Consider the following 25,199-nt stretch of genomic DNA (forward strand, 5'->3'; position numbering starts at 1 on the left):
AAAATAATTCTTTCTGCTGTTTTTCTCTAATCCGACAAGTGCAAAAAACTAATTTTCCTTACAAAATATAGCAAATATCACTAAATTAACCTCTATTATTAGTTTAAATCACTATAAAAAAACTAAATTTACCACCCTTGCAACACTTTACACCCTTTACATCCCTAAATATTCATCATATTCTTGCCTCCACTTGCGAATTATTCGCAGAAATTTTGATTTAAAACAAACATTCTATTTTTTAGAGGAAACTTTCCGTGTCTAGTCAACCTACTCAACAAAAACGCGCGACTTTCTCTGGTCGTCAAGCGTTTATTATGGCCGCAATCGGTTCTGCCGTCGGCTTGGGAAACATTTGGCGTTTCCCGTATGCTACTTATGAAAACGGCGGTGGTGCATTCATCATTCCTTATATCGTGGCATTATTAACCGCTGGGATTCCATTACTCTTCTTAGACTTTGCTATCGGGCACCGCCATCGTGGGGGCGCACCACTCTCTTTCCGCCGCTTAAACAAACACTTTGAAACCTTCGGTTGGTGGCAAGTTATGGTGAACGTCATTATCGGGGTTTACTATGCTGTCGTGCTTGGCTGGGCCGCTATTTACACTTACTTCTCTTTCGCAAAAACTTGGGGCGATAAACCAGCAGATTTCTTCATTGGCGAATTCCTTAAAGCTGGCGATATCGCTAACGGTATTAGCTTTGAATTTGTTGGCATGGTCATTGGGCCATTAATTGCAGTTTGGCTAATCTCACTTGTGGTATTAGCACTAGGCGTAGAAAAAGGGATTGCGAAAAGCTCAAGCATCTTAATGCCAGTATTAGTGGTAATGTTCTTAGTTCTTGTTGTTTATTCCCTTACTTTACCAGGTGCAGCAAAAGGCTTAGATGCATTATTTACACCAAACTGGGAAAAATTAGCCGAGCCTAGCGTGTGGATTGCTGCTTACGGGCAGATCTTCTTCTCCCTCTCTATCTGTTTCGGGATTATGATTACTTACTCATCTTACTTGAAAAAAGATTCAGATCTCACTGGCACAGGCTTAGTGGTTGGTTTTGCGAACTCAAGCTTTGAAGTTCTTGCAGGTATCGGCGTATTTGCTGCACTTGGCTTTATGGCAACAGCGTCAGGCCAAGAAGTGAGTGAAGTGGCAAAAGGTGGTATCGGATTAGCTTTCATCGCATTCCCAACTATTATTAACGAAGCACCATTAGGCTCTGCCTTAGGGGTATTATTCTTCGGTTCATTAACCTTTGCTGCATTAACTTCTTTCATCTCAGTAATTGAAGTAATCATTGCTGCAATCCAAGACAAACTAAAATTAAGCCGTGTAGCAGCAACCTTTACCGTTGGCTTACCAATGATGTTAATTTCAACTGTGCTATTCGGTACCACGACTGGTTTACCAATGTTGGATGTCATGGATAAATTCGTCAACTACTTCGGTATTGTTGCTGTAGCCTTTGCTTCATTAGTGGCTATCGTGGCAAAAGGCAAACTCAGCACTTTAGGTCACCATATTAACAAAACATCCTCACTTAAAGTGGGAACTCTATGGCGTTTATGTGTAATTATTACGACAGGCGTATTAGCGTTCATGGTATTTAGTGAAGCCATTAAAATCTTCAATGAAGGCTATGAAGGCTATCCAAGCTGGTTCGTGAACATCTTCGGCTGGGGTATGGCAGGATTATTATTAGTTGTTGCATTTATCCTTTCGCTACTGCCTTGGAAAAATGAAGCTGAATTTAAAGTGGAGGAATAATCATGAGTAGTTCTGCAATTATTATGATGAGCATTGCGCTAGTGATTATTTGGGGCGGTTTAATCCTTTCGATTAAACGCTTACCAAAAGAATAATTAGCAAAATAACCATAAAAAATGCCCGCTTGTTGTTTCACTCAAGCGGGCGTTTTTTAGATTTTTTGTAAATTAACGGTTAACCACATATTGGCCAACACCAAGTTCATCTTCTTTACGCGTACGCGCAATCACACTTGCTGCGGACTCAACCACACGTAACCCCATTTCATCTTCAGTGCGAATGACCTCGCCACGTAATGAGTTGGTGTAAACATCTGTGATTTTCACATCCACAAATTTACCGATCATATCTGGCGTCCCCACGAAGTTCACTACGCGGTTGTTTTCCGTACGACCAGTTAATTCCATGATGTCTTTCTTCGACGGGCCTTCAACCAAGATACGTTGTTCTGTACCAAGCATCGCACGACTAAATTGCATGGCTTGGAAGTTAATACGTTGCTGTAAGCGTGCTAAACGTTCTTTTTTCTCTTCTTCCGACACATCATCTGGTAAATCAGAGGCTGGTGTACCTGGACGCGCAGAATAGATAAAGCTAAAGCTCATATCAAAGTTTACTTGTTCAATCACTTTCATTGTTTGCTCAAAGTCTTCGGCAGTTTCACCCGGGAAGCCAACAATAAAGTCTGAACTGATTTGAATATTCGGTCGTACTTCACGCAATTTACGAATAATCGCTTTATATTCTAATGCGGTGTGGTTACGTTTCATCATCGTTAATACACGATCTGAACCACTTTGAATTGGTAAGTGTAAAAAACTCACTAACTCTGGTGTATCACGGTATACTTCCACAATATCATCGGTAAACTCAATTGGGTGGCTTGTGGTATAACGCACACGGTCGATGCCATCAATAGCTGCCACTAAGCGTAATAATTCTGCAAAGCTGCAAATTTGGCCATCGAAAGTATCGCCACGATAAGCATTTACGTTTTGACCTAATAAGTTAACTTCACGCACGCCTTGTTCAGCCAATTGCGCAATTTCAAATAATACATCATCTACGGGACGAGAAACTTCCTCACCACGCGTATAAGGCACCACGCAGAATGAACAGTATTTGTTACAACCTTCCATGATAGACACGAATGCGGTTGGGCCTTCTGCTTTTGGCTCCGGTAAGCGGTCAAATTTTTCAATTTCTGGGAAAGAAATATCTACGATAGCACGATCGCCACCACGGATTTTGTTAATCATTTCAGGTAAGCGGTGCAACGTTTGTGGACCGAAAACAATATCAACGAAAGGCGCACGATCACGGATATGCTCACCCTCTTGCGATGCAACACAACCACCTACGCCGATAATCAATTCAGGCTTGTCTTTTTTCCAGTTTTTCCAGCGACCTAATTGAGAAAACACTTTCTCTTGCGCTTTTTCACGAATTGAGCAGGTATTTAATAATAAAACGTCTGCTTCTTCTGGATTTTCAGTTAATTCTAAACCGTGTGTTGCTAATAAAAGATCTGCCATTTTAGATGAGTCATACTCATTCATTTGGCAGCCCCAAGTCGTAATATGTAATTTCGCCATAATCAAAAAATAATAGATTTATCAATAAGTTAGAAAATAAAAGCGTAGAGGCTGGCTCTACGCTAAAAAATCGAGGGATATTCTACCCGATTGTTCATTTTTTCGCTATAACTAATCCGGAGAAATCGTTAAGCGCGACTTAAATAATCCCCTTCGCACACCCATTTATAAGTGGTCAACGCTTCAAGTCCCATCGGGCCTCGCGCATGAAGTTTTTGCGTACTTACCGCAACTTCCGCACCTAATCCAAATTCTCCGCCATCTGTAAATCGCGTACTGGCGTTAATATAAACTGCAGCGGCATCAACTTGTGCAACAAACTGACGCGCGAGCTTATAGTCTGCCGTTAAAATCGCTTCAGAGTGTTGTGAACCATATTCACGAATATGTGCCACAGCCCCTTCTAAACCCTCTACCACAACGACACTTAAATCTAAAGAGAGCCACTCTTGGCGTAATTTTTCTTGATCAAGCGGTGCAATTTTATCTGTTTTTTGCAATTCATCTGTATGCAGCGTTACGCCTAATCCTGCCATTTTTTCAGCTAATTTTGGCAAAAATTCTGCAGCAATGGCGCGATCAACTAGCAACGTTTCTAGCGTATTACAAGTGCTTGGGCGTTGCGTTTTAGCATTCGCAATCACTTCCAGCGCCCGCGCTTGATCTGCGCTCTTCTCCACAAAAGTGTGACAAACACCAATACCGCCTACAATAACCGGAATGGTTGAATTTTCTTTGCAGAACTGATGTAATCCCGCGCCACCGCGTGGAATCAGCATATCAATATAGCGGTCAAGTTTGAGCAATTCGAGCAATAAAGCGCGATCAGGATCGGTGACCGCCTGTACTGCAAATTTTGGCAATCCGCTTTGTTCTAATGCTTGTTGCACAACTTCAACTAGCACTGCATTTGTAAATTTCGTTTCTTTACCACCGCGCAAAATAGCAGCATTCCCCGTTTTTAAACAGAGCGAAGCAACATCAATCGTCACATTCGGGCGAGCTTCATAAATCGTTAGCACTACGCCTAATGGCACACGCTCGCGCTGAATTTTTAAGCCTGAATTTAATAATCCGCCATCCATCACTTGCCCGACTGGATCAGCCAATTTCGCTACATTACGCACATCATTCGCAATGCCTTGTAAACGGCTTTCTGTTAGCAACAAACGGTCAATAATCGCAGGGGAAATCCCTTGTGACTGGGCAAATTCAATATCTTTTGCATTCGCCGCCAAGATTTCTGCTTGGCGCGCTTCAAGCTGTTCAGCAATCGTCAACAATGCCTGATTTTTCTGCACGTTACCTAATTGTGCCAACACCACACTTGCGGCTTTAGCCTGTTTGGCAATGTCTAACATATTTTGCATAAAACTCCTTATCGCCTTGCAATTAGGCTGAAATTTGGTGGCGAATAATCCAACAGTTATGAATATGCGGATTGCGCTCGAAATCTAACGGTAGTGTTTTCTTCGAAATATTTTCCGCTGTTAAGCCAAGCTCCGCTAACGCATCGAAATCCATTTTAAAGCCACGCTTATTGTTAGAAAAAACAATGGTGCCATCGTTTGTTAAAATGCGTTTAAGTTGGGTAAGCAGCTTAATGTGATCACGCTGTACATCCCAGCTTTCATCCATACGTTTTGAGTTAGAAAACGTTGGTGGGTCAACGAAAATCAATTCGAAGCGCTCACGACATTCCGCAAGCCATTGCAAGCAATCTGCTTGGAACAAGCGGTGGTTTTTACCTAATAAATTGTTAAGCTCTAAATTCTGCTCTGCCCAATTCAAATAAGTGTTCGACATATCCACCGTCGTGGTCGCTTTTGCACCATGTAAAGCCGCATGGACGGTAGCCGATCCGGTATAAGCAAACAGATTTAAGAAGGTTTTACCTTTTGCCATCTCGCCAACCATTTTGCGGGTTAGACGGTGATCAAGGAACAATCCAGTGTCAAGATAATCAGTCAAATTCACCCATAATTTCGCGCCGTACTCATTTACATAGAAATAATCGCCTTTGTTCGCCAATTTTTCATATTGATTGGTGCCTTTTTGCTTTTGACGAACTTTCAACACTAATTTATTAGTTTCAACCCCCGTCACATATAGCGTTGCAGAAACAGCATCTAACAAGCGCTGACGGGCTTTTTGTTCATCAATATTTTTCGGCGCAGCATATTCTTGTACAACGATATGATCTGCATATCTATCGACTGCCAAGTTATATTCTGGCAAATCTGCATCATATAAACGATAAGCATCAATGCCTTGCTGTTTTGCCCATTTTTCAATTTTCTTAATGTTTTTCGCTAAGCGATTGGCAAAATCAGGCGCAACTTGTGCATTTTGTTCAAATGTCAGGTTTTCTGCTTGCTCCTCTGCTTTTCGTTCACTTAATTGATAATTTTTCTGCAAACATTCCAGCGGGCCATTTTTCGCTTTAAATTGGCGATGCGCACGCAAGCGTAAACAGTTAAGCAATTCTGGCTCACCACTGAAAATTGACACATTCCAGCCAGCAAACTCACGTTTTAAGCGTTGACCAAAAACAGAGTAAAGTGCAATAAGCGCAGGCGTTGTGCCTAAACGTTCCCCATAAGGTGGGTTACACACCACAGTGCCGACTTCTGTTTCACACGGATTTTTCAAAGCGGCAATATCGCCTTGTTGCCAGTGAATTAAATGCCCCACCCCTGCGTTATTCGCATTTTGTTTTGCTTTTGCTAACACGCGATGATCAAGGTCGAAGCCATAAAATAGCGGTCGAATTTCTTCATTTTTTTGCAAATAGGCTTCATCTAACACCGTTTTCCAAATGGCTTGTTGATGGCCTTTCCAGGCATTAAAGCCCCAATATTTACGATGAAGTTGTGGGGCAATTTTTGCCTGCATTTGCGCAGCTTCAATCAATAATGTGCCTGAACCACACATTGGATCGACTAATGGCGTATCTGGCTGCCAACCAGAACGTAAAATAATAGCGGCTGCTAATGTTTCACGCAATGGCGCTTTACCTGTTTCTTCACGATAGCCGCGCATATGTAGCGCTTCGCCACTTAAATCCAATGAAACAATTAAATCATCGCGATTGAGGTAAACATGCAAGCGAATATCCGGCTGGATTTTATCCACCGTAGGACGGGCAAAACCTTTACGCTCAAAGTGATCCACAACCCCATCTTTCACACGCATGGCACCAAATTGTGTGTTACGAATTTCACGATTCGTCCCGTTGAAATCGACATAAAAAGTATCGTGCGGGTCGAATACCGTTTCCCAAGCATAACCAACTATCGAGGCATATAAATCTAACTCGCTGAAAATTTTTGTCGTAATCAGTGGTAATAGAATTCGAGAAGCGAGACGGCTATGTAATAACGCTTTATACATGCCTTCTTGTGTGGTGGTGAAATGCACACCGCCTTGTGCAACTTGGCATTGCGCTTGGCAAATTTGTTCTAATTCGGTTTTAAGCATTTCCTCAAAACCGCGCGCCGCTGTGGCGAAATAAGTGGTTGTTGTCATGGTCAATTTTTCAGAAAAAAAGTTAGCTTTATTATAGCGGATCAAGCGGTGATTTTCTTGGAAAGTTTTGCAAATGCGCTAGACAAGCAAGATAGGAAGATCAAAAATAGACAAATTACCTCAATTAGGTAACTTGATTTAGGCACAATAGCACGGAAAATAGCCGTTTTTGAGGAGTGTAGCAATGACATACAAAATTATTTTAATTGACGATCATCCATTGATGCGCCAAGGCATGCGCCAAATATTATCTTTAGAAGATAATATTGAAGTGGTCGGCGAAGCAAGCAACGGCACCGAAGGCGTTGCATTAGCTTTAGCAACCGAGCCAGATTTAATTATTCTAGACTTAAATATGAAAGGCATTTCTGGCTTAGATACTTTGCGTGCTTTACGCGCAAAAGGCGTAGATTCTCGTATTGTTGTGTTGACGGTTTCTGATGCGCAATCTGATATTTTTGCATTGATGGATGCCGGCGTTGATGGCTATTTATTAAAAGACAGCGACACCGCTGAGCTAGTAGAAAACATTCAGCGCGCTATTAAAGGCGAAACCGTGTTAAGCGAAAATGTACGTCAACATATCCTAAATCGCCAACCAGAAAGCGATCCATTACATACACTTACCGATCGTGAGCGCGATGTATTACAGTGGATTGCCACCGGTATGTCGAATAAACAAATTGCCGCCCAACTCTTTATTTCGGAAGAAACGGTAAAAGTGCATATCCGCAACTTACTCCGTAAGCTCAACGTACATTCACGTGTAGCGGCGACAGTGCTTTACTTAGAACAGCAAAAAGGCTAATATCGCCGACTTTTGCAACCAAGAGAATTCATCAGGTCATGGCGTTACTCATTACTTCCAAATGTACCAATTGTGACATGTGCTTACCCGAATGCCCAAATGAGGCAATTTCTGTCGGGGAAGAAATCTATGTTATCGATCCTGTTTTGTGTACGGAATGTGTAGGCCATTACGATAACCCGACTTGCCAGAAAGTTTGCCCAATCAGCAACTGTATTATTCCGGATCCGGCGCATCAAGAAACGACCGAAGAACTTTGGGAACGATTTGTGCTCATTCATCATGCTGATGATGTTTAACTACACTCTGCGTCCTGAATTTTAACGCTGTTCATCTTGCTATTTCCTCTCCCATCAAAGGAGAGGAAATTTCATATTCCACCAAAGATTAAAGAAAACTATGCACCAAACCTACTACCGCGGACGTTTTTCCGTTGCGCCAATGCTTGATTGGACAACCCGCCACTGTCGCTATTTTCATCGTCAATTTACGCAACACACGCTGCTTTATACAGAGATGATTACAGCACCGGCAATCATTCACGCAAAATATGATTTACTTGCATTTGATCCCGCTGAAAATCCAGTTGCATTGCAATTAGGAGGAAGTGATCCAACGCAATTAGCGCATTGTGCCAAGTTAGTTGAAGAACGGGGTTATGCGGAAATTAACCTTAATGTTGGCTGCCCTTCAGATCGCGTACAAAACGGCATGTTTGGTGCTTGCTTGATGGGCAAAGCTGATTTGGTTGCAGATTGTATGAAAGCGATGCGCGATGCGGTAGATATTCCTGTGACAGTGAAGCATCGCATCGGTATTGATGATTTAGATAGCTATGAATTTTTATGCGATTTCATCGAAAAAGTGCAGCCTTATTCACAAGATTTTATCGTACATGCGCGTAAAGCGTGGCTTTCAGGCCTCAGCCCGAAAGAAAATCGCGAAATTCCACCGCTGGATTATGAGCGGGTTTATCAGCTTAAGCGTGATTTTCCGCATTTAAATATTTCGATTAACGGTGGCATTAAAACTATCGACGAAATCAAAACCCACCTGCAATTTGTTGATGGCGTGATGGTTGGGCGCGAAGCCTACCAAAACCCTTCGCTACTGGGTGCGATTGATTCGCAAATTTTTGGTGAAAATCGACCGCTTGTCACTGCCAAAGCAGCCGTGGAGAAGATGTTCCCTTACATTGAACAACAACTCTCACAAGGCGTTTATCTTAATCATATCGTGCGCCATATGCTAGGGGCTTTCCAACAATGCAAAGGCGCTCGCCAATGGCGTCGTCATTTAAGTGAAAATGCAACCAAACCAGGCGCAGGCGTGGAAGTGGTTGAGCAAGCCTTAGCATTCGTGCAAGCGGATTAACGAATAATCGAAAAATTTTCAAAAATCGTGGTGGTTGGGTAATCTAACTCAACCACTCGCTCTACCTCTGCCGTTTTCGGCCCATGTTTAAGCCAAGCAGCCATCGCCTCTAATTGTACTTCACTGCCTTGTGCAATCACTTCCACACTGCCATCAATCCGATTTCGTACGGTACCTTTTAGCCCAATTTTGCCCGCTTCTTGCAAAGTAAAAAAGCGAAATCCCACGCCTTGTACTTCTCCAAAAACAAAAAACTGTTTTGTTTGCATACTGCCTCTCCTCATTCTTAGTCTGAGTTTTAATCAATTATACTAAAAAATGCTAAAGGTTCATTCCGCTAAAAAGTCTAAAAAACCTCAAACAACCCGCCAAGAAAAAGATGATATTTAGAATATTATTCTAAGCAATCTTAAAACGGAGTCATTATTTGCTGATCGCATAGCATAAAAGTCGAAAAAAAGTGACAAATTTGCATTTTACTTTCGTTTTTTAAGCCGTTATAGTGAATGGCATTCACACAAGCGGTGATTTTTGCAAAATTTTTTGCATATTCCACCGCTTGTTCTGTTTAAAATTCAATTGATTTAAAAGTGGGATTATTATGGCAAAAACACTCTACGATAAACTTTTCGATGCACATGTCGTGTATGAAGCCGAAGGCGAAACACCTATTCTTTATATTAACCGCCACTTAATTCATGAAGTGACCAGCCCACAAGCATTCGACGGCTTACGCGTAGCTGGCCGCCAAGTTCGTCAAGTTAGCAAAACTTTCGGTACGATGGACCACAGCATTTCTACCCAAGTGCGCGATGTCAATCAACTAGAAGGCCAAGCAAAAATTCAAGTACTGGAATTAGCCAAAAACTGCGAAGCAACGGGGATTTCGTTATTTGATATGCAAACCAAACAGCAAGGGATCGTCCATGTTATGGGGCCAGAACAAGGCTTAACCCTACCTGGGATGACCATTGTCTGTGGGGACTCTCACACCGCGACACACGGAGCATTCGGCGCGTTAGCCTTTGGTATCGGAACTTCTGAAGTAGAACACGTTCTTGCCACCCAAACTTTAAAACAAGCTCGCGCAAAAAATATGAAAGTGGAAGTGCGCGGTAAAGTTGCGCCCGGCATCACTGCAAAAGATATTGTATTAGCCATTATCGGTAAAACCACAATGGCGGGTGGTACAGGCCATGTTGTGGAATTCTGTGGTGAAGCTATTCGTGATCTTTCGATGGAAGGCCGCATGACGGTATGTAATATGGCGATTGAATTCGGTGCAAAAGCAGGCTTAATTGCGCCAGATGAAACGACTTTTGCATACTTAAAAGGTCGTCCGCACGCGCCAACTGGTCAGGATTGGGAAGATGCTGTCGCTTATTGGAAAACCTTAAAATCAGATGACGATGCTCACTTTGACAGCATCGTTGTGCTAGAAGCGAAAGATATTGCACCACAAGTGACTTGGGGGACAAACCCAGGGCAAGTTATTGGAATTGATGAACGCGTTCCAAACCCAGCAGAAATGGCTGATCCAGTGACAAAAGCTTCGGCAGAAAAAGCATTAGCTTATATCGGTTTAGAAGCAGATACCGATTTCAAAAATGTTCCCGTTGATCAAGTCTTTATCGGCTCTTGCACCAACTCCCGAATTGAAGATTTACGCGCAGCCGCAGCGGTCATGAAAGGCCGTAAAAAAGCGGATAATGTTAAACGTGTGTTAGTCGTTCCAGGCTCAGGTTTAGTTAAAGAGCAAGCCGAGAAAGAAGGGTTAGATAAAATCTTTATTGAGGCTGGTGCAGAATGGCGTAACCCAGGCTGCTCAATGTGCTTAGGGATGAATGATGATCGTTTAGGTGAATGGGAACGCTGCGCTTCAACCTCTAACCGTAACTTTGAAGGCCGCCAAGGCCGTAATGGTCGCACTCACTTAGTTAGCCCAGCAATGGCAGCCGCTGCGGCAGTATTTGGTAAATTTGTTGATATTCGTGATGTAAAACTCAACTAACCCTCAGATAAGAAAGGATAAGAAAAATGGCAGGTATTAAACAACATTCAGGCTTAGTGGTTCCACTTGATGCAGCAAACGTAGATACGGATGCAATCATTCCAAAGCAATTCTTACAAGCAATTACTCGCGTAGGTTTTGGGAAACATTTATTTCACGAATGGCGCTATTTAGATGCGGCAGAAACCCAGCCAAATCCAGATTTTGTGCTCAATTTTCCACAATATCAAGGCGCGACTATTTTATTAGCGCGTAAAAATTTAGGTTGTGGTTCTTCACGCGAACACGCACCATGGGCATTAGCTGACTACGGTTTTAAAGTGATGATTGCCCCAAGCTTTGCAGATATTTTCTACAATAACAGCCTAAACAACCATATGTTGCCAATTCGTTTAAGCGAAGAGGAAGTGGAAGAGATTTTCCAATGGGTGTGGGCAAATGAAGGCAAGCAAATTCATGTCGATTTAGAAGCCATGACAGTGACCGTTGGCGAAAAAGTATATCATTTTGAATTAGATGAATTCCGCCGCCACTGCCTATTAAACGGCTTAGATAACATCGGCTTAACCCTTCAACATGAAGATGCGATTGCTGCTTACGAGAAAAACATTCCCGCATTTCTTCGCTAAGTTAAACATTAAGCATCAAAAAGCCCCAAATCAAATTGATCTGGGGCTTTCCCGTTTTATTGGCTTATCACGATAACTTTTCTAATGGCGCCATTTTTGCAATCAGCCATTTAATGCCATTGCCTTGGAAAGCAATCTGCAGGCGTGTTGCCTCACCACTCCCTTCAACGTTGACAATGGTGCCTTGCCCAAATTTCGGGTGCATCACTTTTTGCCCCATCTTCCAGCTGCTATCATGGAGAATGGAAGCGGTCGTTTTTGCGACCTGTTTTGCAAATATGTTATTTTGTACAAAACTCGCAGCACGGTTAATGTTACCACGTAAGCGAATTTCACGAATATGCGCTTCTGGGAGCTCTTCAATAAAACGTGATGCCACATGGCGCTCTTCTTTGCCATATAAACGGCGTAATTCCGCATAGCTAATGGTTAATTTGCGTTTAGCACGCGTAATACCTACATAAGCAAGACGGCGTTCTTCTTGCAATCGCCCTTCATCAAAACTCATGCCACTTGGGAAAATACCTTCTTCAACGCCCACCATGAACACGCGCGGAAATTCCAAACCTTTTGCTGAATGTAGCGTCATCAGTTCCACATAGTCTTGGTTCGGAGAGGCTTGCGCTTCGCCGGCTTCCAACGAAGCATGGGTTAAAAAAGCGGTTAAATCAGAAAGATCTTCTGCTTCATCCGGTTTAGTAAATTGCTTTGTGGCCGTCACTAACTCTTCCAAGTTTTCAATGCGGACTTCGCCCTTTTCACCTTTTTCTTGCTGATACATCTCATACAAGCCCGATTTTTTGATTACAAAATCAGTCTGTTCAGATAAATTCATCTGTTCGGTTTCTTGATCGAGCGCATTAATTAAATCTACAAAACGCAACAAGGCATTCGCTGCTCTGCCTGATAATAACTCTTCATTTACCGCCACTTGAATTGCTTGCCATAGTGTAATTTGACGATCACGCACCAGCTGGCGAATGGTTTCTAACGTGCGCTCCCCAATACCACGCGGCGGGGTGTTAATGACACGCTCGAAAGCAGCATCATCAAAACGGTTACTAATCAAGCGCAAATAGGCTAATGCATCTTTAATCTCTTGGCGTTCAAAAAAGCGCATTCCCCCATAAATGCGGTAAGGAATATTTGCTTGAATCAGCGCTTCTTCAATCACACGTGATTGACTATTGCTCCGATAAAGCACAGCACATTCAGATAATTCGCCCTCATCTTCTTTCCACTGTTTAATTTGTGCAGCCACAAAACGCGCTTCATCCAATTCGTTAAACGCGCAATAAATTTCAACTGGGTCACCATCACCACTTTCCGTCCAAAGATTTTTCCCCAAGCGGTTATCATTATTGGCGATTAACTTATTGGCAGCGGAAAGAATATGCCCTGTGGAACGATAATTTTGCTCAAGACGAATAGTCTCTGCCTGTTGGTAATCGTTTAAAAAACGCTGAATATTTTCAACTTGCGCACCACGCCAACCATAGATAGATTGGTCATCATCGCCCACAATCATCACTTTGCCGGTTTGCCCCGCCAATAAATGAATCAGGTCATACTGAATGTTGTTGGTATCTTGAAACTCATCAATCAAAATATGTTGGAAACGTTGCTGATAGCGTTGCAAAATCAATTTATTGTGTTTTAGCAATTCATAAGCGCGAATCAATAATTCCGCGAAATCCAACAAGCCTGCTCGATCACAAGCCTCTTGGTACAAACGATAAATTTCAACTAATTTTTTCTCATTCGGATCGTTGTGGTGATCAATATCTTTGGCACGCTTGCCTTTATCCTTTTGCGCATTGATATACCACGCGACATGCTTCGGTGGAAAATTTTTCTCATCAATATTATGTAGCTTGAGTAAGCGTTTAATCAGGCGTTGCTGATCTTCCGTATCCATAATTTGGAAATCTTGTGGCAAGTTGGCGTCCAAATAATGCGCGCGCAACAAACGGTTTGCAATGCTATGGAAAGTCCCTACCCACATTCCAAATAGACGTCCGCCACTCATGTGATCTTCTGCAGTTTGTGCTAACGTATATTCAATTCGATGACGCATTTCCGCTGCCGCTTTATTGGTAAAAGTCACGGCTAAAATGTTCGATTCTGGCACATTCTCCACGCCAATTAACCACGCAATACGGTGAGTAAGCACGCGTGTTTTGCCAGAGCCTGCCCCTGCAAGTACTAAATAATTACCAATCGGGGCAGCAACTGCTTCACGTTGCTTATCGTTCAGCCCGTCTAAGAGTAAAGAAAAATCCATGATGAAACCTATCTATTGTATTTTTATCCATTATATCGCAAGCGGTCGTTTTTTTGAAATTTTTTGCAAATCCCACAAAGAAAAAGCCATTCTTTCGAATGGCTTAAAATCAATGTCCGCTTAAGACCTGCGCAGGAGAAAGTTTTGCAGCACGCGATGCCGGATAGAGGCTCGCACACAAACTTAGCACGAGAGTGGCAAGTAATACATAAACAATATCTTGCCAATGTAATTCGCTTGGAAGGAAATCAATAAAGTAGATACCATCTGAAAGCAATTTAACCCCGAAGAATTGTTCTAAAGATTTGATAATTGCGGTTAAATTTAGTGCCAGCAATACGCCTAAAATTAAGCCAATTACTGCACCTTTCATACCTGAAATCAGTCCATACCAAAGGAAAATCTGCTTAATAAAACGATTATTAGCACCCAGCGTACGCATAATCGCAATATCTCCTTGCTTGTCTTTTACTGCCATAATTAAAGTGGAAATAATATTAAAACAAGCCACGCCAATCACTAATACCATTGCAATATACATCACCGCACGAATCAGCTGAATGTCGTTATACATATAGCCAAATTTGTCTATCCAAGTATTGAGATAAAGTGGTTGCTCAAAAGCATTTAACTCAGGGAGCGCCAGTTGATTAACCGCAAACGGCGATTTTAAAGAAAGCTCAACCCCTGAAATTTCTTGAGGGCTATATTCCAACAGCTCTTGTGCTTTGGTTAATGGCAATAACGCATAACTGTGGTCTAGCTGCCCTTCTAATTTCAAAATACCCGTTACTGGCAAACTAAAACGTAACGGCTGGGCTAATTTACCATCTTCAGTCGGTTGCGGAAGTAATAAAGTAACTTCATCGCCTGCTTCAACCGATAAATCTTTAGCAATACCTGCACCTAAAATAAGCCCACCCTCTTGGTGAAACGCTTGCCATTGTTCTGCCGGAATATAATGACTTAATTGGCTCACTTGGTCTTGCTTTTTCGGGTCAACTCCACGCACTTGTGCAATTTTAAGTTGGCTACCGTTTTCAATCAGTCCAGTAAAACTCACGAATGGCGAAACAGCGCTCACATTCGGATTCTCGCTAACTAATTTCTCTAAACGCTCCCCCGCCTGAATTGGCACATTTTCATTTCCATTGTAAGAATAGAGTTCCACGTGTGGCACAACAGAAAGTACGCGCTGATTAAGCTCACGCTCAAAACCATTCATCGCACTTAAACCAATAATCAACACGGCAACCCCAAGCGCAATCCCTACGCTTGAAAAAAGAGAGATTAGTGAAACAAGGCGGTTTTTCTGCTTGCCTCGCTGATACCGCCAGCTAATAAAAAATGGGGTATTCATTAGGCTTCCTCAGTTAAAATACCATCACGCATGACAAAACGACGAGAGAGTTTTTGCGCGAGATTCAAATCGTGTGTCACTAATAAGAAGGCAATATTTTGCTCATGATTTAGCTGTTTGATTAAATCGAAAATACTTTCTGTAGTTTTCTGATCTAAGTTCCCTGTAGGTTCATCTGCCAATACAAGCGATGGGTTATTGACTAAAGCACGCGCAATTGCAACCCGTTGGCGCTCACCACCTGAAAGAGCCGATGGACGATGCGTAATTCGATGTGATAATCCGACCGCTTGTAGCATTTTCTCAGCACGATCTGCCGCTTCGCTTTTGTTCTGACGCCCGATTAACATCGGCATCATGACATTTTCCAGCGCCGTAAAATCTGCCATCAAATGATGGAATTGATAAACGAAGCCTAAATAGCGATTACGCAAATCGGCTAACTGATTGGCACTCAATTTTTGTAACGATTGATCCGCAATCCAAACCTCGCCAGCACTCGGTTGGTCTAAGCCACCTAAACTATGTAGTAAGGTACTTTTACCTGAACCAGAACTCCCAACGATTGCCACTAGCTCACCTTTTTCCATCGAAAAAGAAACATTTTTTAATACTTGAACTTGCTGTTCGCCTTCTTCATAAAACTTGCTGATATTTTCACAGCGCAATAATGTTGTCATGGTTTAGCCTTTTTATTATTCATATCTTAACGCCTGCGCAGGTTCAATTTTTGCTGCGCGGTAGGCTGGGTAAAGGGTGCAGAGCAGTGATAATCCAATCGAGCTTGTAATAATCACTGCAACTTGTGTACTCGAAATTTCTGTCGGTAAAAGCAGCATTGGGTTAAAGAGTGCAACAATTTGGTCTAAGTAGTGGCTAATTAACACGCCTAGCCCACCACCAATAAATGCGCCAATGACACCCACAATGGCTCCTTGGAAAACAAAAATGGCCATAACCGATCTTTTCTTAAGCCCTTGAGTTTGTAAAATGGCGATCTCACCTTGTTTATCCACCACCATCAGACTTAATGAAGTCACAATATTAGAAATTGCAACAATAATAATTAGGCTAATCAATAACCCCATCATATTTTTTTCCATCCGGACAGCTTGGAAAAACTCACCTTTTTGTTCACGCCAGTCGCTAATTTGGTAATGTGCTTCATCAAAAGTTTGTGCAAGTTCTGTTACTTGGAATGGGTCTTGCAAGAATAAGCGCACGCCTTGTACTTCTTCAGGCGCAATACGAAGAAGACGCCCTACATCCGTCAAATTCGCAAATAGCGTATATTCGCTGGCACTGCTTTGACTTGGATAGATACCCGAAATTTCAAATAAACGCTGAACTGGAATTCTTCCCATTGGCGTATATTGGCTATTCTCGGTAATCATCAAACGAATTTTCTCGCCTATACTTAAATTTAGTTTATGCGCTAATTGGCTACCGATAAGTACCTTAAATTCACCTGCGGGCAAACGCTCAGCAACTGCTTGTTCATCTAGCAGAGGATCGTCTTCTGCTTTCGTCACACCAATTAGCTGCCCTGCTTGAATACCACTTTGGCTTTGAATAATGACATTCGCACGGTTAATCGCCGTGCTTTTTTGCACAAAATCTGGCAGGGTTAATTTTTCATTCTGCGTAAAATGTCCTTCTTGCGGGGCAATAATGGCATGCGGTAAATGGGAAAGGAGATTGCGCTTTTGCATATTTTCTAAACCGTTCATCACGGAAAGTACAATCACAAGCGCCATCACACCTAGCGTAATACCAAGGCTGGCGAGGTTAGTTACCAAACGCCCGAAACGGTCGGCGCTTTTCGTGCGCCAATAACGAAAGGCAATAAATAAAGGGGTTAAATTCATATTTCTGGTCATAAAATAAAACAAGCGGTCAAATTATACTGAATTTTTGCAAAACTCTGCATAAAAATAACCGCTTGTTTTGAGGGAGATAAATTAAGCCGGATGACGCTCAGCGACTTCTTTTAATAAGCTTTGTAATTCGCCTTTTTGTGCCATTTCTAAAACAATGTCACAACCACCCACTAATTCGCCTTCTACCCATAATTGTGGGAAAGTTGGCCAGTTTGCAAATTTTGGTAATTCTGCACGAATATCTGGGTTAGTTAAAATATCTACATAACCAAATGGTACTTGGCAGCTAATCACTGCTTCTACTGCACGTGCAGAGAAACCACATGAAGGGAATTTTGGAGAACCTTTCATGTAAAGTAAAATTGGGTTCTCGCTAATTTGTTTTTTGATTTTTTCAATCGTTTCCATTGTTACCTCTAAGGATTATCTAAAAAATAGCCGAGTGATTGTATCAGATTTTATTAAGAACTAAAGTGCAATCTCTCGTCTACCCGTAAATGCATGAGAAAGGGTCGTCCCATCTACCATTTCTAATGAACCACCAACCGGCACACCGTGCGCAATACGACTGGTTTTCACATTATATTGATGACACATTTCTGCAATATAATTGGCAGTTGCATCACCTTCAATGGTTGGATTCGTCGCTAAAATCACTTCATGGAAAGATTCATGCTCTAAGCGCTGTTGTAATAAATCTAACCCGATTTCGCGTGGCCCAATACCATCAATCGGCGACAAATGTCCCATCAATACAAAATAACGTCCTGAAAATTGACCGGTTTGCTCAATCACTTGAATATCTTCCGGCATTTCCACAACACAAAGCTGTCCGCTCATTTGACGACGCGGATTCTTGCAGATGTTACATTCCTCTTCTTCGGTGAAGGTACGGCAACTTTGGCAATGCCCAATATGGGTCATAGCTTCATGCAACGCTTTAGCAAGGTTCACGCCCCCTGCACGATTGCGTTGCAGCAGATGAAATGCCATTCGCTGAGCCGATTTTGGCCCCACTCCCGGCAATGCCCGCAAGGCTTCCATCAAATTTTCAAGTAAAGGACTGGTTTGCATAAAATTTTACCGACAAAACAAAACGGCACATTCTAGTGCTTTTCACCCAATTTTGCTACTTTTTCCAAGATAGGTTGAAGCAAACAAGCGGTCGATTTTTCAGAAAATTTTGCAGAAACCGGCACATACCACCAATTAGATTGCGCAAAGGCTTGGCACTTCACGGCATCTTTTTCTGTCATCAATAACGGTGTGTCAACTTCAGCTAATGCCTGTAATTGTTTAAGTTCAAAAGGTTGATGATCAGCAAAACCTACTTCATCACGCAATCGAATGCCTAAGCCTTTTAACATTTCAAAAAAGCGTGGGGGGTGACCAATCCCTGCAATCGCAACGCAAGGCGTTTTAGTAAATTCGGTTAATAAACGGCGTTCGTGGGTCACAAGATTGACTGCCCATTCAGGTTCTAATGTCATGAAATGTTCGCCAGTTTGCGGCTGCCCACCGTTGCAAATGACTGCTTGCACCTGTTTGAGTCTACTCGGTAGCTCACGCAGCCCACCTGCTGGCAGTAAAAAACCGTTACCAAAACGGCGCACGCCATCAACAACAACCCATTCAATATCGCGTGCGAGCGCATAATGTTGCAAACCATCATCTGCAATAATCAAATCCAGCGGAAACTGACTGAGCAATAGCTCAATACTTTGGCGGCGATTTGGTGATATTGCTAATGCCACGCCTGTTCGCTGTACAATGAGCACAGGCTCATCACCCACCATTTCGGCAGAGCTTGAATTTGTGACTAACTGCGGAAACTGTTTTGTTTTACCGCCATAGCCACGAGAAATAACGCCTACCCTTATGCCTTTTGCCTGCAGCTGTTCTACTAGCCAAACAACGACTGGCGTTTTACCATTTCCCCCGACGGAAATATTCCCCACAACCAATACAGGTACAGGAGCACGGTAAGATTTCAAAATATTTTTCTGATATAACCATCGGCGTGTTTGGCTAATCAGCCAAAAAAGCATGGAAAGGGGCGAAAGCAGCCAAGTCAGTACAGATTTTGTTTGCCAAAGTTTCATTATTTTTTTAATGTCTCGATCATTTCACGCAGTAACAATAATTCGCGTTTTTGATTTTCAATAATTTCGTTTTTATGTGCGAGCAATTCCTCTTTATGCAAAAGAATCAGCCTAAGTGTTTCAGTTTCTTGATCCGCGTTGCGTGCATAAAGGTTTCCTTCTTCACCATAAGATAATAATTGGCAAATATGCATGCCAAAAATTTCGGCAATTTGCTCAAGTCGAGGCAAATTAGACAGCGTTTCGCCTCGCTCTATTTTGGCATAGCCTTTTGTTGTCATATTCAGCTTCTGCGCCATTTCTTCTTGGGTCCATTGGCGCACTTCACGAAGCTGTTTAATTTTTTCATTGATTTTCATATCAAACACCCACAAACTGTAGAGCAAAGGATAACATTTGTTCCCTAAAGGAGCAAATTTGTGGATTGTATCCTTTTCATACAATCCTTAGAATACTGCCTTCTTTAACTCTACTATTATCACGAGGTTTTATTATGAATTGGTATTTAGCCGTTCTTAAGAAATATACAACTTTCTCTGGTCGCGCAAGAAGAAAAGAATATTGGATGTTCACACTTTTCAATATCATCGCCGCTTGCATTGCCATGGTAATTGATGGCGTATTAGGTGGTACAGGTATTGTGACTATCATTTACGCTTTAGCAACTCTTTTACCAAGCTTAGCGGTAACCGTGCGTCGCTTACATGACACAGGTCGTAGCGCGTGGTGGTTATTACTTGGTCTTGTTCCATTTGTTAGCATCGTTTTAATTATCTTTATGTGCCTTGAAGGTCAGCTACAAAGCAACCAATATGGTGACAATCCTAAATTAGTAGATCCAGCATAATCCTAATTTGATTATCTTGCTAAAACAAAAAACCGCCAATAGGCGGTTTTTTTATGTTTTATTACATCGTTACAATCAAACATTCAGCTACGCTACGAGCGTTAGATTGCGCATTGGCTGCAGCTGCACGGTCGCCAACTGGGCCGACAAAGACTCGATTCCATTCTCCGCTGCTCACAATACGTGCATTAAAACCTGACATTGCTAAACGAGCCTGCATATTCTCTGCTTGTGCTTTATTTTTAAATGCCCCGCATTGTAATCCAAAACGCCCTGCAGTAGCAGCTGGTTTTTCTGCTGGTTTAGCTGTGGTTTCTTTTGGCGTTTCAGCTTTTTTGGCTGTTTCCACTTTTGCTTGTTCCGCCGCTTTAGCTGCTTCAGCCTGTTTAACTTGTTCTGCTTTTTTCGCTAATTCTTGCTGTTTTTTGAGCTCTGCCTGCTTACGCTTTTCTTCTGCAGCTTTTTGCTCTTGAGCTTTCTGAGCAGCAATTTGTTCAGCGCTTGGCGCTGGCGTTGCAGAGGTAGTTGGCTGCGCGGTAGCCGTATTATTTGCTGTACTTTGAGCAGTTTGCGTTTCAGTATTTGTTGCGGTAGTTTCTACTTGCTGCGTTTTTTCTGCATTTAAGCGGGCTGCTTCTTCTTGCTTACGCTTTTCTTCAAACTGTTGAATCTGTTCTTTAGTCAGTTGAGCTAATTTTTCTTGTGATTTTTTGCTACTATCGGTTATCACTTCTCGAGATTCTAAATCACGAATATAGCTGTACACTTCTTCTGGTCGGCTAGGCAAATTGCTTGATTTTTGTGTTGGCACCTGAACTTGCACATTGTTCGGAATCACAGGAGCTGGCGCATTTTCTTTTAAGAGCCATAAACCTAGTCCTGCTGCTAACAATAAAACAATGATGAGCGAAAATAATGTTGATTTGTTCATGCCGCCCTTTTTCTTTTTAGAGCGAGCCATATAGTCACGTTGAGGCACAATGGTTACCTTATCAATTTTATATAGAATGAAATTCGTAAATTTTACTGAAAAAACAACCGCTTGCCTATCGTTTAAAAAACAGTTGTATCAAAATTATTGTAAACTTTTGTGAATAAAAGTTTAATTTAATTTCCCGATTGATGAGAAAGATAAATATCGAAACGATGATTTTTGGTAGTATGCGAAAAATCTGGCTTCATATCTGCCATAAACTGCGCATAATCCGGACGTTTCACAACCACTCGTTTTCGTGCTAAAGCTTTTGCGGGTAAAAATAAACTATCTGCGTCTAAATCCGCTCCAACCAAATGTTGAAAAACACGCATCTCTTTTTTCACTAATGCACTTTTTTGTTTATGCGGATACATCGGATCTAAATAAACCACGTCAGCTTGTTCTTTCTCACAATCCAGTTGTGCAATATGAGAAACAGCCACTAATTGCATCCTTTCTTGCATAAACTTGCCGATTTCTGCATCAGCATACGCACGAGCTAAACCATCTTCTAATAATGCCGCGACGACTGGATGGCGCTCAACCAAACGCACTTTACACCCAATTGCAGCTAATACAAAAGCATCACGCCCAAGACCTGCTGTTGCGTCAATGACCGTTGGGCAATCATTCCCTTTAATTCCAACTGCTTTGGCAACCGCCTCTCCTCGTCCACCACCAAACTTACGGCGATGAGCCATCACCCCTTCGACAAAATCCACGGCAATTGCCCCTAATTTAGGCTCATCTAGCTTACGGAGCTCTAAACGCTTGTCTGTTAAGACTAAAGCAAGCGGACTTTCTGATTGATGTGTAAGTTGCCACTTATCACAAATTGCGTGAAATTTCTCTTTTTGCGCAGACTCGTTAATTAGTTGAATCATACAAACCACTCATCCAAATGTGCTAGTAAACAATCTTTGCCTGCAAGCGGTTCATTTTGCCAAGCGATTTGCAACATTTCTGCATTAAATTGTTTTTCATATCGTGCTGAAATTGATTGATAACTGATATGCCAAGGCTCAAAGCCAACCTGTGTATTGTGAATGCCATCAAATGGAAAATAGAAGCCAAACTCAGCGGCATGTTGATGTAACCATTCAGCTAACGGTGCAAAATATCCGCCTTCTTCATATTCCCAAGGCTCAAGCTGCAAAGTTTTGCCTTCAGGGAGAAGATCTGGGTCAAAAATATCAATTTCAGTTCCCCAATGGTGGCGACTCATTCCCGGCACCGCAGACCAACGTAAAATCGCTTGAATTTTCTGCCATTCATCCAATTTGCTTACGTCTATTGGATTACCAGCATCATCATGCACCTTGCGTTGTCCTTCAAACTTCGCATTCCAAATTGACAGTTGACGCTCAAAGTCTCGATACGTAGAAGCGGGTTGCAAATTAAACCCTGCTTGTTTTGCCGCTGCTTGTAAAGCCAGAAATACTTCCACCACTTCAGCTTGTAAGTAATGTTTATCTGATAATGGATTTGGTAAAGCAACCAAATGTGCTCGACTTTTGCCTGTTAATAAAGCCGTTAAATTATCCATATACTTTCCTATGCTTCGAGTAAATTGGTTAAAATTTGATAATAAACTTCACCACATTTTGCCAAATCTTCAACACTGACACATTCATTGACTTTATGAATAGTGCGATTTAATGGTCCGAATTCGACGACTTCTGCGCCCATCAGAGCAATAAAACGACCATCAGACGTCCCACCACTAGTATCTAATTTCGGTGTAATTTGCGTTACATTTTCGACCGCTTGCTTAGCAGCTTGAACTAACTTTCCGTGACCTGCAAGAAATGGCTTACCCGATAAATTCCAACTGATTCGATATTTCAAACCATGCTTTTCTAGCATTTTGGCAACCGTGGTTTTAATGATTTCATCAGTAACTTCTGTGCAATAGCGTAAGTTAAATTGAACATAAAGTTCACCTGGAATCACATTATTACTGCCAGTTCCTGCTTGAATATTCGCAATTTGCAAGCTTGTTGCTGGGAAAAATTCATTTCCCTGATCCCATTGATACGTAGTTAATTCGGTTAAGAAACCTAAGGCTGTATGCACTGGATTTTCCGCTAAATGCGGGTAAGCAACATGGCCTTGAATCCCTTCTATATAAAGGTTACCCGTGATTGAACCACGGCGTCCGTTTTTAATCACATCACCCAATACTTGGCTACTTGAAGGCTCGCCTACCACAGCATAGTTCACGATTTCTTGGCGTGCCATTAAGGCTTCAACCACTTTAACCGTTCCATCTTTTGCCGCTGCTTCTTCATCAGAGGTAATCAGCAGCGCAATTTTGCCACGATGATTAGGATGATGCTTCACAAAATTCTCAGCCGCAATCACCAAAGCTGCCAGTGAACCTTTCATATCTGCAGCACCACGCCCATAGAGCATGCCATCCACAATTTCCGCAGAGAATGGTGGATATTGCCAAGCTTGTAAATCACCAACTGGCACAACATCAGTATGCCCAGCAAAAACCACACAAGGTTCAGCATCGCAACCGTGAGTAGCCCATAAATTTAATGTTTCACCAAACGGCATCCATTCAATTTGAAATCCTTGTGCTGCTAGCCTATTCGCAATCACTTGTTGACAACCCGCATCTTCAGGGCTAATTGATTCTCTGCGAATTAACGCTTGAGCAAGCTCAATAATTTGTGATTTCATCTTCTGTTGATTCCTTATTTAAAGCATTAGGGAAAAGCTACACCATACGCTTTCTCGTCAAATCCAATCAGGGCAAGCTCATCTTGTAAAATAATTGGGCGCTTAATTAGCGTTGGTTGTTCAGCTAATACTTTTAATGCGCTGGCGCGATCTAGATTATCCTTAACTGCTTGATCAAGGTTTCTCCAAGTCGTTGAGCGCTTATTGACTAATGCTTCCCAGCCAAAAGCCTTTTCCGCTTGATTTAACCAATTTACATCTAACCCATCTACACGATAGTCATGCAAACGATGCTCAACATGATGCGCTGAAAGCCAATTAAGTGCTTTTTTTACCGTGTCACAATTTTTAATACCATAAACAATAATCGTCATATTATGCCCTTTTAATTAAAATTATATTTACCCATCACTTCTAGTCGGATTTCTTGCTATAATTGATTCGATCTACAAAATGAGGAAATATTATGAATAAAATTCTGCTTACTTGCGGAATGATATGCTTACTCAGTGCCTGTTCTAGTGAAACATACACGAGGGCTAATCATACCGCAAATCAACCCAAACCAGCCACAAAATATAAAATATCTGATGAATTAGCCAAAAAATGGGTTATCGAGAAAAATAAGGCGCAACAATGCTTGTTCCCTAAAGAGAGCAATCGCATTGCTGCTGCGCAACCGTTTCTATATCAAATGGCTATTTATAATCACCCATTATTACAAGTCATTGGTGAGCAAAATTATCAAATCTTAAGCCAAAGCCCATCTTCACAACAATATGCAGCGGCAAAACTACGTAAATTTAACCACACCAAAAAAGCAAAATTTGGCAAAAGTTGGTGTAATGAATTACGTAAAGAATACGGCACTTTAGTGAAATTGGCACAAGCGCAACCACAAGCAACTAAAACGCTTGAGAATAAAGTTACCAAAAAGAAAAATGTACAACTAAACCGCCAAGCAATTAAGATTAAATTGCCACCAATACCAAACGTGTATAGCGAAAGTGACATTTTAGATGAAGAAATTACCACACAGGATACTGCGCCAATGTTGCCAATGCCACCGGCTCAATCAACGACGCCAACAGCACCAGCAACACCAGTAACACCAGTAACACCGCCAAAACCGGAAACGACACCAACGCCACCAGCTGTGGGGCCGGCCCCTTCAAGCTATGATGGTGATGAGCAAATTCGTATCAATAACGAACCGTTTAAAAGCGAAGTAATTCATTTCTAGTTTTAAGATACAAGCGGTTAAATTTACTGGCTGATTAACTAAAACTCACAAGCGGAAAAGAAACTATTCTTTTCCGCTTTTTATTATACATTTGGTAAATTT

General features: G+C 41.9%; 26 protein-coding genes. 9 read left to right on the forward strand and 17 right to left on the reverse strand.

Annotated elements, in window-relative coordinates; genetic code table 11:
- Positions 1-257: 257 nt before the first annotated feature.
- Complete coding sequence (locus tag HSP_RS0101650) at positions 258-1,769, forward strand: sodium-dependent transporter (RefSeq protein WP_007526883.1); 1,512 nt, start codon at positions 258-260, stop codon at positions 1,767-1,769.
- Positions 1,770-1,771: 2 nt separating this feature from the next.
- Entirely contained in the window at positions 1,772-1,864 is a 93-nt protein-coding gene (locus tag HSP_RS11135; protein WP_010128261.1) for a methionine/alanine import family NSS transporter small subunit, read from the forward strand.
- A 72-nt stretch (positions 1,865-1,936) separates the two neighbouring features.
- Here the strand turns inward: HSP_RS11135 and miaB are convergent, their stop codons facing one another.
- The 3 genes from miaB to rlmKL form a co-directional block, all read right to left on the reverse strand.
- Positions 1,937-3,364, reverse strand: a complete 1,428-nt coding sequence (gene miaB, locus HSP_RS0101660) for a tRNA (N6-isopentenyl adenosine(37)-C2)-methylthiotransferase MiaB (protein ID WP_007526928.1) — start codon at positions 3,362-3,364, stop codon at positions 1,937-1,939.
- 128 nt (positions 3,365-3,492) lie between these two features.
- Positions 3,493-4,734, reverse strand: a complete 1,242-nt coding sequence (gene proA, locus HSP_RS0101665; RefSeq protein WP_010128264.1) for a glutamate-5-semialdehyde dehydrogenase — start codon at positions 4,732-4,734, stop codon at positions 3,493-3,495.
- A 22-nt stretch (positions 4,735-4,756) separates the two neighbouring features.
- Positions 4,757-6,892 carry a bifunctional 23S rRNA (guanine(2069)-N(7))-methyltransferase RlmK/23S rRNA (guanine(2445)-N(2))-methyltransferase RlmL gene (gene rlmKL / locus HSP_RS0101670; RefSeq protein WP_029494996.1) on the reverse strand — a complete coding sequence of 712 codons (2,136 nt, stop codon included), beginning with the start codon at positions 6,890-6,892 and terminating at the stop codon, positions 4,757-4,759.
- A 184-nt stretch (positions 6,893-7,076) separates the two neighbouring features.
- On the opposite strand from rlmKL, the gene HSP_RS0101675 reads away from it, so the two are divergent.
- The 3 genes from HSP_RS0101675 (at position 7,077) to dusA (ending at position 9,074) form a co-directional block, all read left to right on the forward strand.
- Positions 7,077-7,700, forward strand: coding sequence for a response regulator (locus tag HSP_RS0101675; protein WP_010128266.1), 624 nt, complete (start codon positions 7,077-7,079; stop codon positions 7,698-7,700).
- A gap of 38 nt (positions 7,701-7,738) precedes the next feature.
- Entirely contained in the window at positions 7,739-7,999 is a 261-nt protein-coding gene (locus HSP_RS0101680) for a YfhL family 4Fe-4S dicluster ferredoxin (RefSeq protein WP_010128268.1), read from the forward strand.
- Between the two features lie 100 nt (positions 8,000-8,099).
- Positions 8,100-9,074, forward strand: coding sequence for a tRNA dihydrouridine(20/20a) synthase DusA (gene dusA / locus HSP_RS0101685; protein WP_010128269.1), 975 nt, complete (start codon positions 8,100-8,102; stop codon positions 9,072-9,074).
- Here the strand turns inward: dusA and HSP_RS0101690 are convergent.
- Positions 9,071-9,343, reverse strand: a complete 273-nt coding sequence (locus HSP_RS0101690) for an acylphosphatase (RefSeq protein WP_010128270.1) — start codon at positions 9,341-9,343, stop codon at positions 9,071-9,073. The genes dusA and HSP_RS0101690 overlap by 4 nt on opposite strands.
- 332 nt (positions 9,344-9,675) lie before the next feature.
- Here HSP_RS0101690 and leuC point away from each other — a divergent pair, with 332 nt between their 5' ends.
- Both leuC and leuD read left to right on the forward strand, forming a co-directional pair.
- Positions 9,676-11,085 (forward strand): 3-isopropylmalate dehydratase large subunit, encoded by a 1,410-nt coding sequence (gene leuC / locus HSP_RS0101695; RefSeq protein ID WP_010128271.1) that lies wholly within the window; start codon positions 9,676-9,678, stop codon positions 11,083-11,085.
- Between the two features lie 26 nt (positions 11,086-11,111).
- Positions 11,112-11,714: a 3-isopropylmalate dehydratase small subunit gene (leuD, locus tag HSP_RS0101700; RefSeq protein WP_007526878.1), complete on the forward strand. Its 603-nt coding sequence runs from the start codon at positions 11,112-11,114 to the stop codon at positions 11,712-11,714.
- 67 nt (positions 11,715-11,781) lie between these two features.
- Here leuD and uvrD read toward each other — a convergent pair whose 3' ends face one another.
- The 8 genes from uvrD to HSP_RS0101745 all read right to left on the reverse strand — a co-directional run bounded on the left by uvrD (position 11,782) and on the right by HSP_RS0101745 (position 19,699).
- Complete coding sequence (uvrD, locus tag HSP_RS0101705; protein ID WP_010128272.1) at positions 11,782-13,998, reverse strand: DNA helicase II; 2,217 nt, start codon at positions 13,996-13,998, stop codon at positions 11,782-11,784.
- A 109-nt stretch (positions 13,999-14,107) separates the two neighbouring features.
- On the reverse strand, positions 14,108-15,358 hold the full coding sequence (gene lolE / locus HSP_RS0101715) for a lipoprotein-releasing ABC transporter permease subunit LolE (protein WP_010128273.1): 1,251 nt from the start codon (positions 15,356-15,358) through the stop codon (positions 14,108-14,110).
- Positions 15,358-16,038 carry a lipoprotein-releasing ABC transporter ATP-binding protein LolD gene (lolD, locus tag HSP_RS0101720; protein WP_007526793.1) on the reverse strand — a complete coding sequence of 227 codons (681 nt, stop codon included), beginning with the start codon at positions 16,036-16,038 and terminating at the stop codon, positions 15,358-15,360. Before lolD ends, lolE begins: the two co-directional genes overlap by 1 nt.
- A 15-nt stretch (positions 16,039-16,053) precedes the next feature.
- Positions 16,054-17,226 carry a lipoprotein-releasing ABC transporter permease subunit gene (locus HSP_RS0101725; protein ID WP_010128274.1) on the reverse strand — a complete coding sequence of 391 codons (1,173 nt, stop codon included), beginning with the start codon at positions 17,224-17,226 and terminating at the stop codon, positions 16,054-16,056.
- Positions 17,227-17,319: 93 nt separating this feature from the next.
- Entirely contained in the window at positions 17,320-17,646 is a 327-nt protein-coding gene (gene grxD, locus HSP_RS0101730) for a Grx4 family monothiol glutaredoxin (RefSeq protein WP_007526903.1), read from the reverse strand.
- Positions 17,647-17,706: 60 nt separating this feature from the next.
- Positions 17,707-18,312 (reverse strand): recombination mediator RecR, encoded by a 606-nt coding sequence (gene recR / locus HSP_RS0101735; RefSeq protein ID WP_010128275.1) that lies wholly within the window; start codon positions 18,310-18,312, stop codon positions 17,707-17,709.
- Between the two features lie 32 nt (positions 18,313-18,344).
- The gene (gene lpxK, locus HSP_RS0101740; RefSeq protein ID WP_007526874.1) at positions 18,345-19,340 is read right to left on the reverse strand and encodes a tetraacyldisaccharide 4'-kinase; all 996 of its coding nucleotides are present in this window, start codon (positions 19,338-19,340) and stop codon (positions 18,345-18,347) included.
- Positions 19,340-19,699, reverse strand: a complete 360-nt coding sequence (locus HSP_RS0101745) for a helix-turn-helix domain-containing protein (protein ID WP_007526727.1) — start codon at positions 19,697-19,699, stop codon at positions 19,340-19,342. Before HSP_RS0101745 ends, lpxK begins: the two co-directional genes overlap by 1 nt.
- Before the next feature lie 134 nt (positions 19,700-19,833).
- On the opposite strand from HSP_RS0101745, the gene HSP_RS0101750 reads away from it, so the two are divergent.
- On the forward strand, positions 19,834-20,187 hold the full coding sequence (locus tag HSP_RS0101750) for a DUF805 domain-containing protein (RefSeq protein WP_007526918.1): 354 nt from the start codon (positions 19,834-19,836) through the stop codon (positions 20,185-20,187).
- Between the two features lie 61 nt (positions 20,188-20,248).
- Here the strand turns inward: HSP_RS0101750 and ftsN are convergent, their stop codons facing one another.
- The 5 genes from ftsN to HSP_RS0101775 form a co-directional block, all read right to left on the reverse strand.
- On the reverse strand, positions 20,249-21,166 hold the full coding sequence (gene ftsN, locus HSP_RS0101755) for a cell division protein FtsN (protein ID WP_010128277.1): 918 nt from the start codon (positions 21,164-21,166) through the stop codon (positions 20,249-20,251).
- A 128-nt stretch (positions 21,167-21,294) separates the two neighbouring features.
- On the reverse strand, positions 21,295-22,047 hold the full coding sequence (locus HSP_RS0101760) for a class I SAM-dependent methyltransferase (RefSeq protein WP_007526799.1): 753 nt from the start codon (positions 22,045-22,047) through the stop codon (positions 21,295-21,297).
- A complete protein-coding gene (locus tag HSP_RS0101765) occupies positions 22,044-22,709 on the reverse strand; it encodes a M15 family metallopeptidase (protein WP_007526701.1) in 666 nt (221 codons plus the stop codon). The genes HSP_RS0101760 and HSP_RS0101765 overlap by 4 nt, the downstream gene beginning before the upstream one ends.
- A gap of 8 nt (positions 22,710-22,717) precedes the next feature.
- Positions 22,718-23,854, reverse strand: a complete 1,137-nt coding sequence (dapE, locus tag HSP_RS0101770) for a succinyl-diaminopimelate desuccinylase (protein ID WP_007526885.1) — start codon at positions 23,852-23,854, stop codon at positions 22,718-22,720.
- A gap of 26 nt (positions 23,855-23,880) precedes the next feature.
- On the reverse strand, positions 23,881-24,228 hold the full coding sequence (locus HSP_RS0101775) for an ArsC family reductase (RefSeq protein WP_007526707.1): 348 nt from the start codon (positions 24,226-24,228) through the stop codon (positions 23,881-23,883).
- A 92-nt stretch (positions 24,229-24,320) separates the two neighbouring features.
- Between HSP_RS0101775 and HSP_RS0101780 the strand changes: the two genes are divergently transcribed.
- Positions 24,321-25,097, forward strand: a complete 777-nt coding sequence (locus HSP_RS0101780; RefSeq protein WP_007526864.1) for a DUF5358 family protein — start codon at positions 24,321-24,323, stop codon at positions 25,095-25,097.
- Positions 25,098-25,199: the final 102 nt, after the last annotated feature.

Origin of the sequence: Haemophilus sputorum CCUG 13788 (assembly GCF_000238795.1) — a bacterium.
In the GTDB taxonomy this organism is placed as follows: Bacteria; Pseudomonadota; Gammaproteobacteria; order Enterobacterales; family Pasteurellaceae; genus Haemophilus_A; species Haemophilus_A sputorum.

Bases quoted from the DNA above. Each gene is read 5' to 3' on its own strand.
- HSP_RS0101775 (WP_007526707.1), bottom strand. From the start codon at position 24,228: ATGACGATTATTGTTTATGGTATTAAAAATTGTGACACGGTAAAAAAA.
- HSP_RS11135 (WP_010128261.1), top strand. From the start codon at position 1,772: ATGAGTAGTTCTGCAATTATTATGATGAGCATTGCGCTAGTGATTATT.
- HSP_RS0101725 (WP_010128274.1), bottom strand. From the start codon at position 17,226: ATGAATTTAACCCCTTTATTTATTGCCTTTCGTTATTGGCGCACGAAA.
- grxD (WP_007526903.1), bottom strand. From the start codon at position 17,646: ATGGAAACGATTGAAAAAATCAAAAAACAAATTAGCGAGAACCCAATT.
- HSP_RS0101750 (WP_007526918.1), top strand. From the start codon at position 19,834: ATGAATTGGTATTTAGCCGTTCTTAAGAAATATACAACTTTCTCTGGT.
- recR (WP_010128275.1), bottom strand. From the start codon at position 18,312: ATGCAAACCAGTCCTTTACTTGAAAATTTGATGGAAGCCTTGCGGGCA.
- miaB (WP_007526928.1), bottom strand. From the start codon at position 3,364: ATGGCGAAATTACATATTACGACTTGGGGCTGCCAAATGAATGAGTAT.
- uvrD (WP_010128272.1), bottom strand. From the start codon at position 13,998: ATGGATTTTTCTTTACTCTTAGACGGGCTGAACGATAAGCAACGTGAA.
- HSP_RS0101675 (WP_010128266.1), top strand. From the start codon at position 7,077: ATGACATACAAAATTATTTTAATTGACGATCATCCATTGATGCGCCAA.
- leuD (WP_007526878.1), top strand. From the start codon at position 11,112: ATGGCAGGTATTAAACAACATTCAGGCTTAGTGGTTCCACTTGATGCA.
- lolE (WP_010128273.1), bottom strand. From the start codon at position 15,358: ATGAATACCCCATTTTTTATTAGCTGGCGGTATCAGCGAGGCAAGCAG.
- rlmKL (WP_029494996.1), bottom strand. From the start codon at position 6,892: ATGACAACAACCACTTATTTCGCCACAGCGGCGCGCGGTTTTGAGGAA.
- lolD (WP_007526793.1), bottom strand. From the start codon at position 16,038: ATGACAACATTATTGCGCTGTGAAAATATCAGCAAGTTTTATGAAGAA.
- lpxK (WP_007526874.1), bottom strand. From the start codon at position 19,340: ATGAAACTTTGGCAAACAAAATCTGTACTGACTTGGCTGCTTTCGCCC.
- dusA (WP_010128269.1), top strand. From the start codon at position 8,100: ATGCACCAAACCTACTACCGCGGACGTTTTTCCGTTGCGCCAATGCTT.
- HSP_RS0101765 (WP_007526701.1), bottom strand. From the start codon at position 22,709: ATGGATAATTTAACGGCTTTATTAACAGGCAAAAGTCGAGCACATTTG.
- dapE (WP_007526885.1), bottom strand. From the start codon at position 23,854: ATGAAATCACAAATTATTGAGCTTGCTCAAGCGTTAATTCGCAGAGAA.
- HSP_RS0101690 (WP_010128270.1), bottom strand. From the start codon at position 9,343: ATGCAAACAAAACAGTTTTTTGTTTTTGGAGAAGTACAAGGCGTGGGA.
- proA (WP_010128264.1), bottom strand. From the start codon at position 4,734: ATGCAAAATATGTTAGACATTGCCAAACAGGCTAAAGCCGCAAGTGTG.
- HSP_RS0101780 (WP_007526864.1), top strand. From the start codon at position 24,321: ATGAATAAAATTCTGCTTACTTGCGGAATGATATGCTTACTCAGTGCC.
- HSP_RS0101745 (WP_007526727.1), bottom strand. From the start codon at position 19,699: ATGAAAATCAATGAAAAAATTAAACAGCTTCGTGAAGTGCGCCAATGG.
- leuC (WP_010128271.1), top strand. From the start codon at position 9,676: ATGGCAAAAACACTCTACGATAAACTTTTCGATGCACATGTCGTGTAT.
- HSP_RS0101680 (WP_010128268.1), top strand. From the start codon at position 7,739: ATGGCGTTACTCATTACTTCCAAATGTACCAATTGTGACATGTGCTTA.
- HSP_RS0101760 (WP_007526799.1), bottom strand. From the start codon at position 22,047: ATGATTCAACTAATTAACGAGTCTGCGCAAAAAGAGAAATTTCACGCA.